Origin of the sequence: Alishewanella sp. d11, from assembly GCF_049390205.1 — a bacterium.
Taxonomy (GTDB): Bacteria; Pseudomonadota; Gammaproteobacteria; order Enterobacterales; family Alteromonadaceae; genus Alishewanella.
In genome coordinates, this window is record NZ_CP186547.1 from 2,328,997 (window position 1) to 2,342,263 (window position 13,267).

Here is a 13,267-nt window from a genome sequence, read left to right on the forward strand (position 1 = left end):
AAAAAGGTTGCCGTAGCAACCTTTTTTTTACGCTATTACGCTAACCGCGCGCTAAGAAACGTGCGATTAAGCTGGCGGTAGAGCAATCAAAACTTCCCGCTGCATTTTTGCTCAATGCTTGATAGATAGGGCCAGATAATTGCTTGCCCAGTTCTACACCCCACTGATCAAAGCTATTCAGTTCCCAAATCGCCCCTTGGCAAAAGACTTTATGCTCATAAAGCGCAATTAAAGCCCCCAAGTGATAAGGTGATAGTTCATCTAACAGCAACGTATTGCTTGGCTTATTACCTGGCGATACCTTGTGAGGCGCAAGTGCCGTTGCAGCTTGTTCGCTCATGCCCTGTGCTAAACATTCTGCTTTGGCTTCGGCTAGTGTTTTTCCTTGCATTAAGGCTTGAGTTTGAGCAAAGCAGTGTGCCGCTAAACGCAGATGCTGGTCTATTAAGTTATGGCTGACCTTTAAGGGTAAAATAAAGTCAGCTGGGACTTTCAATTGGCTTTGATGCAATAACTGGTGGTAGGCGTGCTGACCGTTGGTGCCGGCATCGCCCCAAATCACCGGTGCTGTAGCATCCGTCAATGGCTGTCCCTGACGATCAACCGATTTACCATTACTCTCCATATCAAGTTGTTGCACGTAAGAGGGTAACAGCCGTAAATAATGGCTGTAGGGCAACAAGGCTTGCGCCTGGCAGCCAAAGCCATTGATATACCAAATTCCCAATAAAGCGAGTATAACCGGGAGATTCTCGTTAAAAGGGGTGTTAAAAAAGTGCTGATCCATCGCCTCAGCACCTTGCAGTAATTCAGCAAAGGCGGCATTGCCGATCATTAAAGCAACGGGCAGGCCAATAGCAGACCAAAGCGAATAGCGACCACCAACCCAATCCCACATTGGCAGAATGTGTTGTTCAATAATGCCAAATTCGGCGGCCGCACTAATATTAGAAGAGGTGGCCCAAAAATGCAGGGCTATTGCCTCGCTAGTTGCGCCTGCGTCTTTAAACCATTGGCGCAACGCAAGTGCATTTTGTTTAGTTTCTTCAGTACCAAAAGACTTTGAAGCCACGACAACCAGTGTTGTGGCAGGGTCAAGGTGTTTGATGATGTCGCTGACCACCGCACCATCAATATTACCGGCAAAATGTAATTTAACTGGGCTGCAATGATAGGGCGTTAACGCTTCTACAGCCATTTGTGGCCCTAACAGCGAGCCGCCAATGCCAACCCAAATAAGATCAGTAATAGCTTCACCCTGATAGCCTAAATAGGTTTTAGCATGTAATTGTTCGATAAGCGCTGCCATTTTTTGACGACACTCAGTAATCGCCGCGCCAATATCTTGCCCATCTAGTTTGAGTTCAGCAAAATGTTGTTGTCTTAAACGACTATGCCATACCGCGCGCTGCTCAGTATTGTTGATGGCTGCGCCTGCTTGCATCTGCTGGCAAAGTTGTTTGATCGGGCTTTGGGCAGCAAGTTGCTGCAAAGTCTGCCAGCTTTGTGCGTCAATTAGGTTTTTCGAATAATCTAGATAAATACCGCAGGCCGACGCGCTAAAACGTGCTGCGCGACCTGGTTCATCTGCAAATAACTGACGTAAAGGTTGTTGTTGCGCAGCAAGTGGCTGTAATAAAGCCGATAAAGTAACCGACATAACATCTTCTCCCAATATAATTACAGCTGTGCCCGAATCACATCTTCCAGCTTACGTTGGTCGATGGCAAACTTACGAATACCTTCGGCTAACTTTTCAGTGGCCATCGCATCTTCATTCAACGCCCAGCGGAATTCTTGTTCCGTTAACGCAATAGGCTTAGCGTTGCTAACACCGGTATCTTGTAATTTAACTTCAAGCTGGCCAGTTTGTTGGCTCAATTCATCCAATAGGGCTGGGCTGATCGTAAGCCGATCACAACCGGCCAACGCGAGCACTTCACCAATATTGCGGAAACTGGCACCCATCACCACAGTCGAGTAGCCATGGGCTTTAAAGAAGTGGTAAATTTCACGAACCGATAACACGCCAGGATCGGTTTCGGCGGTATAGTCTTGTTTGGTATTGGCTTTGTACCAATCAAGGATCCGGCCAACAAAGGGAGAGATCAAATACACACCAGCTTCGGCGCACGCTCGGGCTTGTGCCATATGGAATAGCAGAGTGAGGTTGCATTGAATACCTTCTTGCTCTAAAACGCGAGCAGCTTGGATACCTTCCCAAGTAGAGGCAATCTTAATCAAGATCCGCTCGGTTGAAATACCATTTTCCTGGTATAAGTGCACCAGCTGACGCGCTTTTTCAAGCGTCGCATTCGTATCAAAAGATAAGCGTGCATCCACTTCGGTTGATACACGGCCAGGCACCAGTTTGCTAATCGCAGTACCAATATCTACTGCAAATTTATCACTAGCTAATGCAAGTTGCTTGGCACTATCTTGAGTTTGCGCTTTTGCATAGGCTGCTGCCTGCGCCAGCAATGGCTTGGCAAAGTCCAGTTGACTGGCATTCAGTAAAAGGGATGGATTTGTTGTGGCATCGACGGGGCGAAATTGTTCGATAGCGCCCAGATCACCACTGTCTACTACGACGGTAGTGACGGCTTTTAATTGACTTAATAAATCACTCATGTTGTTCACTTACCACTTATTGGCTGATATTGGCTTGATTATACGGCTAAATGGCTAGATGTGTAGTAAAAGATGTAATAAAAGAACAACATTTCGTCATTTAACCACCTTGTCCACGCTTGGTTAATCTTGGCTGCTAAGCGGGTAAAAGCAGTATGCCCAATTAGGGCTAAGGAAAGATGACAATTAGGCTGCCGAAATACAGATTCCTTTTGCAATCGGGATAGTAAACAGCATAATGGGGTTAAGTGTTGTCTGCAAGGGTTGCCGCCGCGATATCGGCTTATCACTGCGCGTTATAGCCCAAGACAACTGATTTTTACTTATTTTTGCACGTTTTAGGAGCTGCTTTATGTTAATGGTTGTATCGCCGGCCAAAGATCTCGATTTAACGCCACTTTCGACAAAATTAGCTTACACGCAGCCTGATTTACTTGTTGAAGCGACCGAGCTTGCGGCGGTGTGTAAGCAACTCACGCCTGCCGATCTCGCCTCACTTATGCATATCAGTGATAAGCTTGCGGGGTTAAATGCAGCGCGTTTTACCGAATGGCAACCGCCTTTTACCGAAGAAAATGCCAAAGCAGCCCTCTTTATGTTTAATGGTGATGTGTATCAGGGGCTGGATGCCGCAAGTTTGAGTTTGGCGGATTTAACCTATGCGCAACAGCATTTAAGAATTCTTAGTGGTCTGTACGGTGTGCTACGACCATTAGACTTGATGCAAGCCTACCGGTTAGAAATGGGCACCAAGCTGAGCAACCCTCGAGGTAGTGATCTCTATCGTTTTTGGCAGCGCAGTATCGCTGAAAATTTACAGCAGCAGATTACTGCACTGGGTAGTAATGTGCTGCTGAATTTAGCGTCGCAAGAATACTTTAAAGCGGTAGATAAAAAGCAGCTTAATGCCAGAGTGATAACGCCTGAATTTAAAGATTTAAAAAACGGTCAATATAAAATTATTAGTTTTTATGCCAAGAAAGCGCGGGGTTTGATGGCGCGTTATGTTATTCAGCAACGTTTAACCCATGCAGAGCAAATCACCGCGTTTAATTTGGCTGGATATTACTACAGTGCCGAGCATTCTACTGTGGATAAACCCGTTTTTCTCAGAGAGGCAAACTGAGATTACTTTTTTGCCGGTATTTTTGGTAAAATACCGGCTTGTTCTTACTTGAGTCTTCGTTATGAAATTTCCTGGCCTGCGCAAAATTAAGCATTACTTCCCCGTTTCTCAGCCTAAACCTCAGCTGCCCAGCTTTGAAGTGCGCCCAGAACTGGATACCTATATCGTGGGTTTAGATCAAACGATTGTGGATGTGGTTGCCAGCGTGAGTGATGATTTTTTAGCGAAACATAGTATTCCCAAAGGCTTATCAAATTTGGTTGAGCATGAAAAAGCCAATCGAATTTATCATGAGCTGGTGGTCGGGCAGGCCATTTCCGATCATTTTGCCGGTGGTACCATCGGTAACACCATTCATAACTATTCGGTGCTGGCCGATGATAAATCGGTGTTATTAGGGGTGATGTCCGCCAATATTGCATTGGGATCTCCCGCTTATCACTACGTTTGCCATACCAGCTCTAAAGTCGATATGAATCGTCTGCAAGGTGTAGCAGGTGATATAGGTCGGGGCATCACTATGATTACGCCAGATGGTGAGCGCACCTTTGTTATTGACCCAAGCGATATGGATCAGTTATCGGCTGATTATATCCCAACAGACATTATTGCCTCAGCCGCGGCCTTTGTGGTGAGTGCTTACCCACTTCGAGCAACCGGGCAGCCTATTCAGCAAGCTATGCTAAAAGCCTTGGCTGACGCTAGTGTACATCACATACCGGTTGTTATGAGTTTAGGTACTCGGCATTTAGTAGAAGAAAATCGCGAGCAGATTCTGCAAACCGTGAGTCAATATGTCAACGTTTTGGCAATGAATGAGCTAGAAGCAGAAGCGCTAACCGGTTTCTCCGATCCATTATTGGCTGCTGAGGCTGCTTTAGAATTGACGGATATGGTATTGATCACCGCAGGGGCGGATGGCTTGTATCTTTGTGGTTATACTGACGAGCAAATCAAACGGGAAAGTTCAAATCCGATAAAGTCAGCCAGTCTGGCAGATTTTAATCGCTTTGAGTTCAGCCGCCCAATGCTACGCAAAGATTGTCAGCAACCGCTAAAAGTGTATTCACATATTGATCCGTATTTAGGCGGTCCAGAGCGGATTAAAAATACCAATGGCGCAGGTGATGGTGCACTGGCTGCTATTTTGCATGATATGGCCGCTAATCACTACCATAAGCAAGTACAGCCGTTGTCGAGCAAACACGAGCAACCCTATTTAGCTTATTCCTCGTTCGCGCAGTTGTGTAAATATGCTAACCGTGTCAGTTATGAAATTTTGGTACAAAACGCACCGCGTTTATCCAAGGGCTTGCCTGAACGTGAAGATAGCTTAGAAGAAGCGTATTGGGAGCGGTGAGTTTTTTTATTACTCAGCTTGGTATTTGGGTGCGTTGTGATTAGGATTACTTCCGAGTTAGAACTTTCTGCTGATGAGCTTAGCTGGCAGTTTATCCGTGCTTCAGGTCCGGGTGGTCAGCATGTGAATAAAGTTTCTACTGCGGTCTTACTGCAGTTTGATATTGCCTTATCAAGTTTGCCGGATCTGTATAAAAGTCGCTTAGCGAACTTGGCTGATCATAGAATTACCGCCAGTGGTAAAATTATCATCAAATGCCAGCAAACACGCAGCCAAGAGCAAAATCGAGAATTGGCCTTGGCGCAATTTATTGCGTTGTTGCAAAGCGTTACCAAAACGCCCAAAAAGCGTTTAGCGACTAAGCCGAGCTACAGTAGCCAACTCAAACGCTTACAAAGTAAGAAGCTGCAAAGCGAGACGAAATCGTTACGGCGCCAAAAGCGTTTCGATTAAAACCTAAGCCAGTAACCCTAGTTGGGCTTAAGTTGATAGGCGCGGAAACTACGGCCTTTCATTTTGCTGTTGTTTAACTGGAGTAGCGCCGTTTTAAGGGCCGAACGCTGCACTGCAACATAAGCGCGCGACTCTAGAAGATGGATTTTGCCGATATCCGTAAAAGCGACTTGGTTGTCTCGGGTAAGGGCCCCCACAATATCTGCTGGGCGAAGTTTTTGCTTTTTACCACCATCAATCTCAAGGGTGACCATAGCAGGTAAGGGGGCTTTGCTGGTCTGTGGGCGTGGCAAAGGTAAAGGCGTAATGTCATGGCCAAAAACATCTTCCAATAAACTTAACTTATAGCCATCTTGCTCGTTAACAATGGTACAAGCCATCCCTTGCTCTCCTGCACGACCCGTTCGGCCAATCCGGTGAACATGTGTCTCGCTATCATGGGCTAATTCATAATTGATCACCAGATCAAGCTTGGCAATATCCAGACCTCGGGCGGCAACATCGGTAGCAACTAGCACTTGTAAACTACCGTTCGCAAATTGTAATAATTGTAACTCTCGGTCTCGCTGCTCTAAATCGCCATGCAGTGCCGCAATACTAAACCCCGCTTGTTTTAAGTGCTCTGCTAAAACTTGAACTTCTTTACGTGTATTGGCAAACACGACACAGCTGCTCGGCATTTTCGCAAAAAGTAAGCTTAGTGTTGCGCTAACGCGGGTCTGATTATCTGCCAGCGCGTAGAATTCCTGTTGAATAAGGGAGGTTGCAGGTGTGCTCTCAATGATGACTTGCTCCGGTGCGTTTAGCAGCGCATCCGCCAATTTTTTTACCGCTGGGGCAAAAGTCGCACTAAACAACAGTTGTTGGCGCTTTGTGGGGGTGGCGGCGATAATTTGTTGCATGGCATCGGCAAAGCCCATCTCAAGCATCCGATCTGCCTCATCGAGCACCAACAGGCTTAATTCATCTAATGATAAGTGTTGTCGCTCTATATGATCTAGAACCCGCCCCGGCGTTCCTACAATAATGTGCGCACCATGCTCTAATGACAGGGTTTGCCCTTTTGTCGGCACGCCACCACAGAGTGTTAACACCTTGATATTATGAATACCACGCGCTAAGGTGCGGATTTCTGTGGCAACTTGTTCTGCTAATTCTCGGGTAGGGCATAGTACTAAGCTTTGCACTCGAAAACGTTTTACATCAAGTTTACTGAGCATACCCAGTGCAAAAGCTGCCGTTTTACCTGAACCTGTTGCCGCTTGTGCCAATAAGTCTTTGCCTGAAAGAATGAACGGTAGGCTAAGTGCTTGTACTGGCGTAGGGTGCTCAAATCCTAAACTCGCTAAGTTTTCAAGTAGAGCTGGCGCTAAAGCAAAAGCGTTAAAATGAGTTGGGTATGTCAAAACAAGTTCCTACAATAGGCGCAAACACTATGTTTGCGCAAACGAGTTTGATTATACACCTAATCAGCTGACGACGGCAGTTTTCGATTTGCGAGGCTTGGTTTGCACGTTATTTTGCTGATTTAAAACTCACTTGATGAAGCGTAGGAGGTGTTTCTTCCGTTTCAGTCAGTAATAAACTCTGCTGCTGTGTTGGCCCAGGTAAGGTTTCCCCGACAAAACAACCTCCGCGTTCAATACAGAGATTATCGGTTTGAATTACGCCTTGGGCTTTGCCTGCTGCCAGGATTTCAATGCTTTGAGCAGTAATTCTACCTTCAAATAAGCCATTGATAATGACTTTGTTAGCAGATATTTCGCCTTTCATTTGGCCAGAACTGCTTATGATAACAGTAGCTTGACAATCCACATCGCCAGTTAGCTCACCATCGATTTGTAAGTCACTACTTACTCGGCAATTTCCGAAGACTGTGCATCCTTCAGCGATGACAGTTGTAATTGTGTGCTTGCTTTGGTTTGTAGCATGGTTACTAAAGAATCCCATTTAATGCTCCTTTCCTTTTCGAACAAGAGATCGAAATTACCGGAGTTCCATTCCATAAAATGCTGTGGATTGAGTGACCGGTCAAGAAAATGAATCTCATAGTGTAAATGTGGTGCGGTTGAACTACCTGTGTTGCCTGCGGTTGCAATTTTTTGTCCCTTATGGACGAAGCTACCGTTAGTAACATTAAAGTCGTCTAAATGTGCGTATAGACTAGAGAAACCAAAAGCATGACGAATTTTCAGCAAATTCCCGTAGCCGGTATTGCTTCGCCTTACTACTTCTACTACGCCATCGGCGGGGGCAAAAATTGGCGTACCTTTTGGTGCAGTAAGGTCTATCCCATTATGATGTTTACGTTTACCAAGAATGGGATGATTACGCACACCAAAACGGGATGAGCGTTTATTAAAATCTAAAGGTGAACCATTGGGAACCAACTGTAACATCGCCATTCGTGCGCTAGAGGTCACAGTAGCGATGTCTAAGCGATCTTCAAAATCGTGATATTGAGCATTCTCCAATCCTAAGCTTAGCTCGATTTCTCCAAGACGCTGCGTTACTAAAATCATTTCATCTTGCTTAAGGGTGAGTTCTTGCTGTAGCGTTTCTCTGGCTGCTTCTAGCTTAGCCAGTTCGGCTTGTAAATTGAGCGTTTTTTCACTTAACAAGCGTTGCTCTGTTTGGGCCTGCTCTACCGTATATACCAAGTAATTAATCACCGCTGCAGTTATCAGCACAGAAAACAATACCAACCATAAGCCAATCACAGCATTGCGTTTAAATAGCTTGCTGATATTGAAGTGTCGGGTGCCATTGACACTGGAGATTGAAATGGTAATACGATCTTTCATTAGCAAAAGCAGTTTACTTTCTTAAGGTAAAAAATTAATGAACCAAAATAGGGGGCTTTGCTTGAGCTGTCAAGCAGTTCATTCGCGATTTAGTGAAAGTGGTTGGACAAGTTTTTTATAACGCTAAGAATCATAGGAAATTCATATCAAAATGGCGACACTACAGCGAGCTTGCTGTAGTGTCTTCATGGCTAGTAAGGAATTTAATGACCCGCATGCCCATCTAAGCCATGCACATGGCCATGGTCTAATTCTTCGGTAGTGGCTTCACGTACCAGCACGATCTCTACCTCAAAGCAAAGTTCAATACCGGCCAACGGATGGTTACCATCTACAACGACTTCTTCATCGGTTACGTCAATAATTATGACAGGTTGCTCACGACCGTCAGGTCCAGAAGCGCGAAAACGCATACCAACAGCAACGTCCATACCTTCAAACATCGATTTAGGTACAGCTTGTACCAGTTGATCATGGCGCTCTCCATAAGCCTCAGCAGCGGCGATTTGGCTGGAAAACTTATCACCCGCATTTTTCCCTAGCAACGCTTGTTCTAAACCGGGAATGAGTGCGCCGTGGCCAAACAGGAATACCAAAGGCTCACCACCAGCAGAAGAATCAAGTTGGTTACCTTCAGTATCGGTAACGGTGTAGTGGATGGCGACGACTTTGTCTTGAGAAATGGTCATGCAAACCTCTTAATTAAGGGAGTAAGGTAGCGGCAGCTGCTGCAACATTATCGACTGCTCAGATTTCAACCGCAAAGTGTCTGCCGGCGTTATGTCATTTGGCAATAGGGCCAATAACCAGAGTTGGTTATTAATATTGACCGCATTGATGACCTGGCCAATCCGGCGCCAGTTATCTTCAAGTTGAAGTTCAATGTCCGAGCCTGCGACAGGAAGCTCGTTGGTATCCGCTTGCAGAATATAAGTCGCTCTTTTGTTACCACCGCGATACTTTAATCTGGCGACAGTTTCTTGTCCAACATAGCAGCCTTTGGTAAAGCTTATCGCATTGACCGCTTGTAAGTTAAGCATTTGCGGCACAACTTCGCCAATCAATGGCTGTTCGAGATACGCTAGCCCATGCAGGATATGTGCTTTAAGCCATAAAGAAGATGCCGCAAAGGGCAGCTCTGTTTGCATAAGTTGTTGCGCTTGCGCATGCGGCATGACTAACAAATAATGGTCTGAAGCCAATTTTAATAAGGTCGCGTCATCACATCTACTCAACATACCGTCTGTCGCCGGCAAGGTAAAACCTAGCTGGCTTACTAATTTGTCGACATCAGGACCACCCAGGCCGAATACCGCGAAACGCCCTTCTGAGGCATCAAAGCTTACTTTGGAAAAGACGCCAAACTTTTTCCATTGTACCGTTGATGCGCTAAGTTCATCTCGGAAAGCGATAATATGTAAAGTATCTGCTGCTGAAAAAAGATGGAATATTGACCACATCTTACCTTTGGCGTCACAGTGTGCACCGCGTAAGAAGTTATCAGCAGTTAGCTGGTTTAGATCACAAGTGGATTGCCCTTGTAAATATTTATGGCTATCTGGGCCAGTGATACTGAGTATTTGAAACGCTGGTAAGGGCGCAATAAAAGCGCCTTGAACCTGAGTTGATAAATTCGCGTATTGTTCTATGGTAAGCCAGGATGTTTGCATAACGATGTTTGTCTTGTCACCAGGAATAGCTATTAAGATTGGGGCTGAGTAGAAAAGCTCAACCCCTATTAAAAATTTTTGTTAGTATTAAGCTAAATTGAGCATTGAGGAATTTGAATGTCAGCATTAATGAGTAAAGCCAAGCTGCGCTGGGCCTGTCGGCGAGGAATGTTGGAGCTAGACGTGTTGCTTGCGCCTTTCGTGGAAGAAGGCTACGACGGGCTAAATGAGCAACAAAAAATCGATTTTGAGCGTTTATTAGCCTCTGATGATCCCGATCTGTTTGCTTGGTTTATGGGGCATGCGCGTTCTAGTGATGAGGCAATTCAGGCGTTGATCGAACTTATAGTGAATCGTGTCCGAGTGTAGTATTTTCATTAGAAAATCGCGTTATCGGCAATATGCTCTTCTGCTGGCAGGGTGTTATCTTGGTGTGTTATTTGTGTTATTACCCCTTGCCGGTCTGAGTTATTTGTTTGCTGGATGCTTGTTGATAGCGTGGTTTTATTTGTTATTGCGTGCCTGGCCACAGCCTGTAACGCAAATCATTCTGTACCTAGACGACGAAGGTCTAATGCACTGGCAACCTTCGTTATTGGCAGACGGCAAGTTAAGTGAGGGGAGTTTTATTACGGCACTTTGTTTGCGAATCGAATGGTTAGATTGGCAAGGAAAGCGTCATAGATTTTGGTTGTTTAAAGACCAAGTTTCTGAGCAAGACTACCGGGCAGTTGCCCGGCAATTGCAGTTACAGCGTTGGCGTTAACCCTGAGTCAGCGTGGCTAAAGTTTCGTGCCTAAATCTATTATTGACTCTGCCGCGGCGAGAGAATACTTGGCTGGCTATCTGTAAGTTGTTCCGGATAGTCTAAGTTATAATGTAAACCACGACTTTCCTTACGTTGCATGGCGCAACGGATAATTAGCTCTGCAACTTGCACGAGATTGCGCAGCTCCAGTAGGTTATGACTGATCCGAAAATGACTGTAGTAATCCTGGATCTCCTGCTTTAATAATTCTACTCGGTGCAATGCACGTTCTAAGCGCTTATTGGTTCTGACGATACCAACATAATCCCACATAAAGAGTCGAAGCTCGTGCCAATTGTGCGTAATCACGACTTCTTCATCAGAGTTACTTACTCTGCTGTCATCCCAAGGCGGTAAGGTTAAAACCGGTTGCGCTTGGCCGAGCTGAGATAAAATATGCCTTGCTGCAGCCTGAGCGAAGACCACACACTCGAGCAGAGAATTAGACGCCATCCGATTCGCACCATGCAAGCCGGTGTAAGCGACTTCGCCAATGGCATACAGGTTATCTAGGTCAGTTTGACCGTTTAAATTTGTCATCACGCCGCCGCAAGTATAGTGTGCAGCGGGGACGACTGGGATAGGCTCTTTGGTAATATCGATACCGACACTTAAGCACTTAGCATAAATTGTTGGAAAATGCTCAATAATAAAATCTTTCGGTTGATGACTAATATCGAGCAATACAGAATGTGCACCTAAACGTTTCATTTCAAAGTCAATTGCTCTTGCCACGATATCACGTGGCGCCAGTTCTGCTCTTTCATCAAAATCAGGCATAAAACGACTACCATCAGGCCTTTTTAGATAAGCCCCTTCACCGCGCATGGCTTCGGTGATTAAAAAATTCGGTGCCGCCGGATGGTATAAACTGGTCGGATGAAATTGGTTAAATTCCATATTTGCTACTCGGCAACCTGCGCGCCACGCCATCGCGATACCGTCGCCACTGGCAACATCGGGGTTGCTGGTGTAAAGATACACTTTACTGGCACCGCCGGTAGCTAATGCGACGGCTTTTGCTTGAATAGTTTCAACCTTCGCGGCGCTTTTATTCCAAACGTAGGCACCGTAACAGCGCTTAACATCTAAACCGAGTTTTTTACCCGTTAACAGATCAATGGCATTATAATTTTCTAGAAGTTGAATATTAGGATGGCTTTTGACTTGATCGACCAGTGTGATTTGAACCGCGCGGCCTGTGGCATCAGCAGCATGCAAAATGCGTCTATGGCTATGACCACCTTCGCGGGTCAAGTGATATTTCATGCTGCCATCAGTGTCCTGATATTGATCGAAGGGTACGCCTTGGGCAATTAACCATTCCATAGCAGACTTAGCATGTTCGGCAGTAAATTGCACGGCGGTTTCGTCACACAAGCCTGCTCCTGCAATTAGGGTGTCATTGACGTGTGATGCAATGCTATCATTTTCGTCAAAAACTGCTGCGATACCACCTTGAGCGTAAAGAGTGGAGCCTTCACGAAGTGGCCCTTTACTTAGCACAATCACTTTAGCATTATCGGCTAATTGTAAAGCCAAAGATAAACCTGCAGCACCGCTGCCAATAATTAATACATCACAAAGATATTCTTTTGCTTGTGTCATAGGATACACTTAACTCTATTAATAGCTTCAGCTTGGATTTTACTGCTTTGGCAGCTATGCGACGTTTGGGTTCGACTTATTCTAGCGTTTTTGTAAAAATAATCAGAACTATTTATTCAGCTTATAGTCATACTAGATACGCTTGACTGGCGCCATTCGTTTACAACACCTTAAAAGTATTACAGGGGCAGGCTCAAAGAATGAGCGAGCAAGAATTAGATTGGCAGATTGTCCAGCGGGTACAGCAAGGCGATAAAGCTGCGTTCAATATACTGGTTAAAAAATATCAGCATCGGATTGCGAACTTAATTTCGCGTTATGTCTCTAATCATGGAGACGTTGCTGATGTTGCTCAGGAAGCCTTTATTAAAGCTTATCGGGCCATACCAGGTTTTCGTGGAGAAAGTGCGTTTTATACTTGGCTGTATCGGATAGCCGTGAATAGCGCTAAAAATTATTTAGTGGCTAATGGTCGTAAACCACCATCAAGTGATGTAGATGCTGAAGATGCAGAATATTTTGAAGGTAGCGATGCGCTTAAAGAGCAGGATTCGCCTGAGCGTTTGTTGTTGTCAGAAGAGATTCGGCATGTTGTATTTAGTACGATAGAAAAACTTCCCGACGAGTTACGCACGGCGATTACCTTGCGTGAATTAGAAGGTTTAAGTTACGAAGAGATTGCAGAAGTCATGGAGTGTCCGATAGGTACAGTACGCAGTCGTATCTTCCGGGCGCGAGAGGCCATAGATGAGCAGTTGAAGCCTCTGGTAGGGTAAACCTTAAACTAGGGTAAACCTTAAACCGAAC

General features: G+C 45.3%; 14 protein-coding genes. 6 read left to right on the top strand and 8 right to left on the bottom strand.

All coding sequences use genetic code 11. From position 1 onward, the window contains the following. Positions 1–40: 40 nt before the first annotated feature. Both pgi and tal read right to left on the bottom strand, forming a co-directional pair. Positions 41–1,660, bottom strand: a complete 1,620-nt coding sequence (pgi, locus tag ACO1PK_RS10620) for a glucose-6-phosphate isomerase (RefSeq protein WP_423185609.1) — start codon at positions 1,658–1,660, stop codon at positions 41–43. 20 nt (positions 1,661–1,680) lie between these two features. Then, positions 1,681–2,631, bottom strand: a complete 951-nt coding sequence (gene tal / locus ACO1PK_RS10625) for a transaldolase (protein WP_423185610.1) — start codon at positions 2,629–2,631, stop codon at positions 1,681–1,683. A 352-nt stretch (positions 2,632–2,983) separates the two neighbouring features. Between tal and yaaA the strand changes: the two genes are divergently transcribed. The 3 genes from yaaA to arfB all read left to right on the top strand — a co-directional run bounded on the left by yaaA (position 2,984) and on the right by arfB (position 5,570). Further along, on the top strand, positions 2,984–3,757 hold the full coding sequence (gene yaaA / locus ACO1PK_RS10630) for a peroxide stress protein YaaA (protein ID WP_423185611.1): 774 nt from the start codon (positions 2,984–2,986) through the stop codon (positions 3,755–3,757). 61 nt (positions 3,758–3,818) lie between these two features. Continuing rightward, positions 3,819–5,117 (top strand): inosine/guanosine kinase, encoded by a 1,299-nt coding sequence (locus ACO1PK_RS10635; RefSeq protein WP_423185612.1) that lies wholly within the window; start codon positions 3,819–3,821, stop codon positions 5,115–5,117. Between the two features lie 36 nt (positions 5,118–5,153). Further along, positions 5,154–5,570, top strand: coding sequence for an alternative ribosome rescue aminoacyl-tRNA hydrolase ArfB (arfB, locus tag ACO1PK_RS10640; RefSeq protein WP_423185613.1), 417 nt, complete (start codon positions 5,154–5,156; stop codon positions 5,568–5,570). Between the two features lie 17 nt (positions 5,571–5,587). On the opposite strand, the gene dbpA is transcribed toward arfB, so the two are convergent. The 5 genes from dbpA to ygfZ form a co-directional block, all read right to left on the bottom strand. Continuing rightward, positions 5,588–6,976: an ATP-dependent RNA helicase DbpA gene (dbpA, locus tag ACO1PK_RS10645; RefSeq protein ID WP_423185614.1), complete on the bottom strand. Its 1,389-nt coding sequence runs from the start codon at positions 6,974–6,976 to the stop codon at positions 5,588–5,590. Positions 6,977–7,085: 109 nt separating this feature from the next. Then, on the bottom strand, positions 7,086–7,520 hold the full coding sequence (locus tag ACO1PK_RS10650; protein ID WP_423185615.1) for a bactofilin family protein: 435 nt from the start codon (positions 7,518–7,520) through the stop codon (positions 7,086–7,088). After that, positions 7,424–8,374, bottom strand: a complete 951-nt coding sequence (locus ACO1PK_RS10655) for a M23 family metallopeptidase (RefSeq protein ID WP_423185616.1) — start codon at positions 8,372–8,374, stop codon at positions 7,424–7,426. Before ACO1PK_RS10655 ends, ACO1PK_RS10650 begins: the two co-directional genes overlap by 97 nt. Before the next feature lie 203 nt (positions 8,375–8,577). Further along, positions 8,578–9,063, bottom strand: a complete 486-nt coding sequence (locus ACO1PK_RS10660) for an FKBP-type peptidyl-prolyl cis-trans isomerase (RefSeq protein ID WP_423185617.1) — start codon at positions 9,061–9,063, stop codon at positions 8,578–8,580. 9 nt (positions 9,064–9,072) lie between these two features. Continuing rightward, positions 9,073–10,044, bottom strand: a complete 972-nt coding sequence (gene ygfZ, locus ACO1PK_RS10665) for a tRNA-modifying protein YgfZ (protein ID WP_423185618.1) — start codon at positions 10,042–10,044, stop codon at positions 9,073–9,075. Between the two features lie 117 nt (positions 10,045–10,161). Here ygfZ and ACO1PK_RS10670 point away from each other — a divergent pair, with 117 nt between their 5' ends. Then, positions 10,162–10,413 (top strand): succinate dehydrogenase assembly factor 2, encoded by a 252-nt coding sequence (locus ACO1PK_RS10670; RefSeq protein WP_423185619.1) that lies wholly within the window; start codon positions 10,162–10,164, stop codon positions 10,411–10,413. Continuing rightward, positions 10,400–10,810, top strand: a complete 411-nt coding sequence (locus tag ACO1PK_RS10675; RefSeq protein WP_423185620.1) for a protein YgfX — start codon at positions 10,400–10,402, stop codon at positions 10,808–10,810. The genes ACO1PK_RS10670 and ACO1PK_RS10675 overlap by 14 nt, the downstream gene beginning before the upstream one ends. 39 nt (positions 10,811–10,849) lie before the next feature. On the opposite strand, the gene nadB is transcribed toward ACO1PK_RS10675, so the two are convergent. Next, the gene (nadB, locus tag ACO1PK_RS10680; protein WP_423185621.1) at positions 10,850–12,460 is read right to left on the bottom strand and encodes an L-aspartate oxidase; all 1,611 of its coding nucleotides are present in this window, start codon (positions 12,458–12,460) and stop codon (positions 10,850–10,852) included. Between the two features lie 200 nt (positions 12,461–12,660). Between nadB and rpoE the strand changes: the two genes are divergently transcribed. Further along, positions 12,661–13,236, top strand: a complete 576-nt coding sequence (gene rpoE / locus ACO1PK_RS10685; RefSeq protein WP_423185622.1) for an RNA polymerase sigma factor RpoE — start codon at positions 12,661–12,663, stop codon at positions 13,234–13,236. The last annotated feature ends 31 nt before the right edge of the window (positions 13,237–13,267 follow it).

Excerpts from the sequence above, each read along its gene's own strand:
- pgi (WP_423185609.1), bottom strand. The coding sequence starts at position 1,660 with ATGTCGGTTACTTTATCGGCTTTATTACAGCCACTTGCTGCGCAACAA.
- tal (WP_423185610.1), bottom strand. The coding sequence starts at position 2,631 with ATGAGTGATTTATTAAGTCAATTAAAAGCCGTCACTACCGTCGTAGTA.
- yaaA (WP_423185611.1), top strand. The coding sequence starts at position 2,984 with ATGTTAATGGTTGTATCGCCGGCCAAAGATCTCGATTTAACGCCACTT.
- ACO1PK_RS10635 (WP_423185612.1), top strand. The coding sequence starts at position 3,819 with ATGAAATTTCCTGGCCTGCGCAAAATTAAGCATTACTTCCCCGTTTCT.
- ACO1PK_RS10650 (WP_423185615.1), bottom strand. The coding sequence starts at position 7,520 with ATGGGATTCTTTAGTAACCATGCTACAAACCAAAGCAAGCACACAATT.
- ACO1PK_RS10655 (WP_423185616.1), bottom strand. The coding sequence starts at position 8,374 with ATGAAAGATCGTATTACCATTTCAATCTCCAGTGTCAATGGCACCCGA.
- ACO1PK_RS10660 (WP_423185617.1), bottom strand. The coding sequence starts at position 9,063 with ATGACCATTTCTCAAGACAAAGTCGTCGCCATCCACTACACCGTTACC.
- ygfZ (WP_423185618.1), bottom strand. The coding sequence starts at position 10,044 with ATGCAAACATCCTGGCTTACCATAGAACAATACGCGAATTTATCAACT.
- ACO1PK_RS10670 (WP_423185619.1), top strand. The coding sequence starts at position 10,162 with ATGTCAGCATTAATGAGTAAAGCCAAGCTGCGCTGGGCCTGTCGGCGA.
- nadB (WP_423185621.1), bottom strand. The coding sequence starts at position 12,460 with ATGACACAAGCAAAAGAATATCTTTGTGATGTATTAATTATTGGCAGC.
- rpoE (WP_423185622.1), top strand. The coding sequence starts at position 12,661 with ATGAGCGAGCAAGAATTAGATTGGCAGATTGTCCAGCGGGTACAGCAA.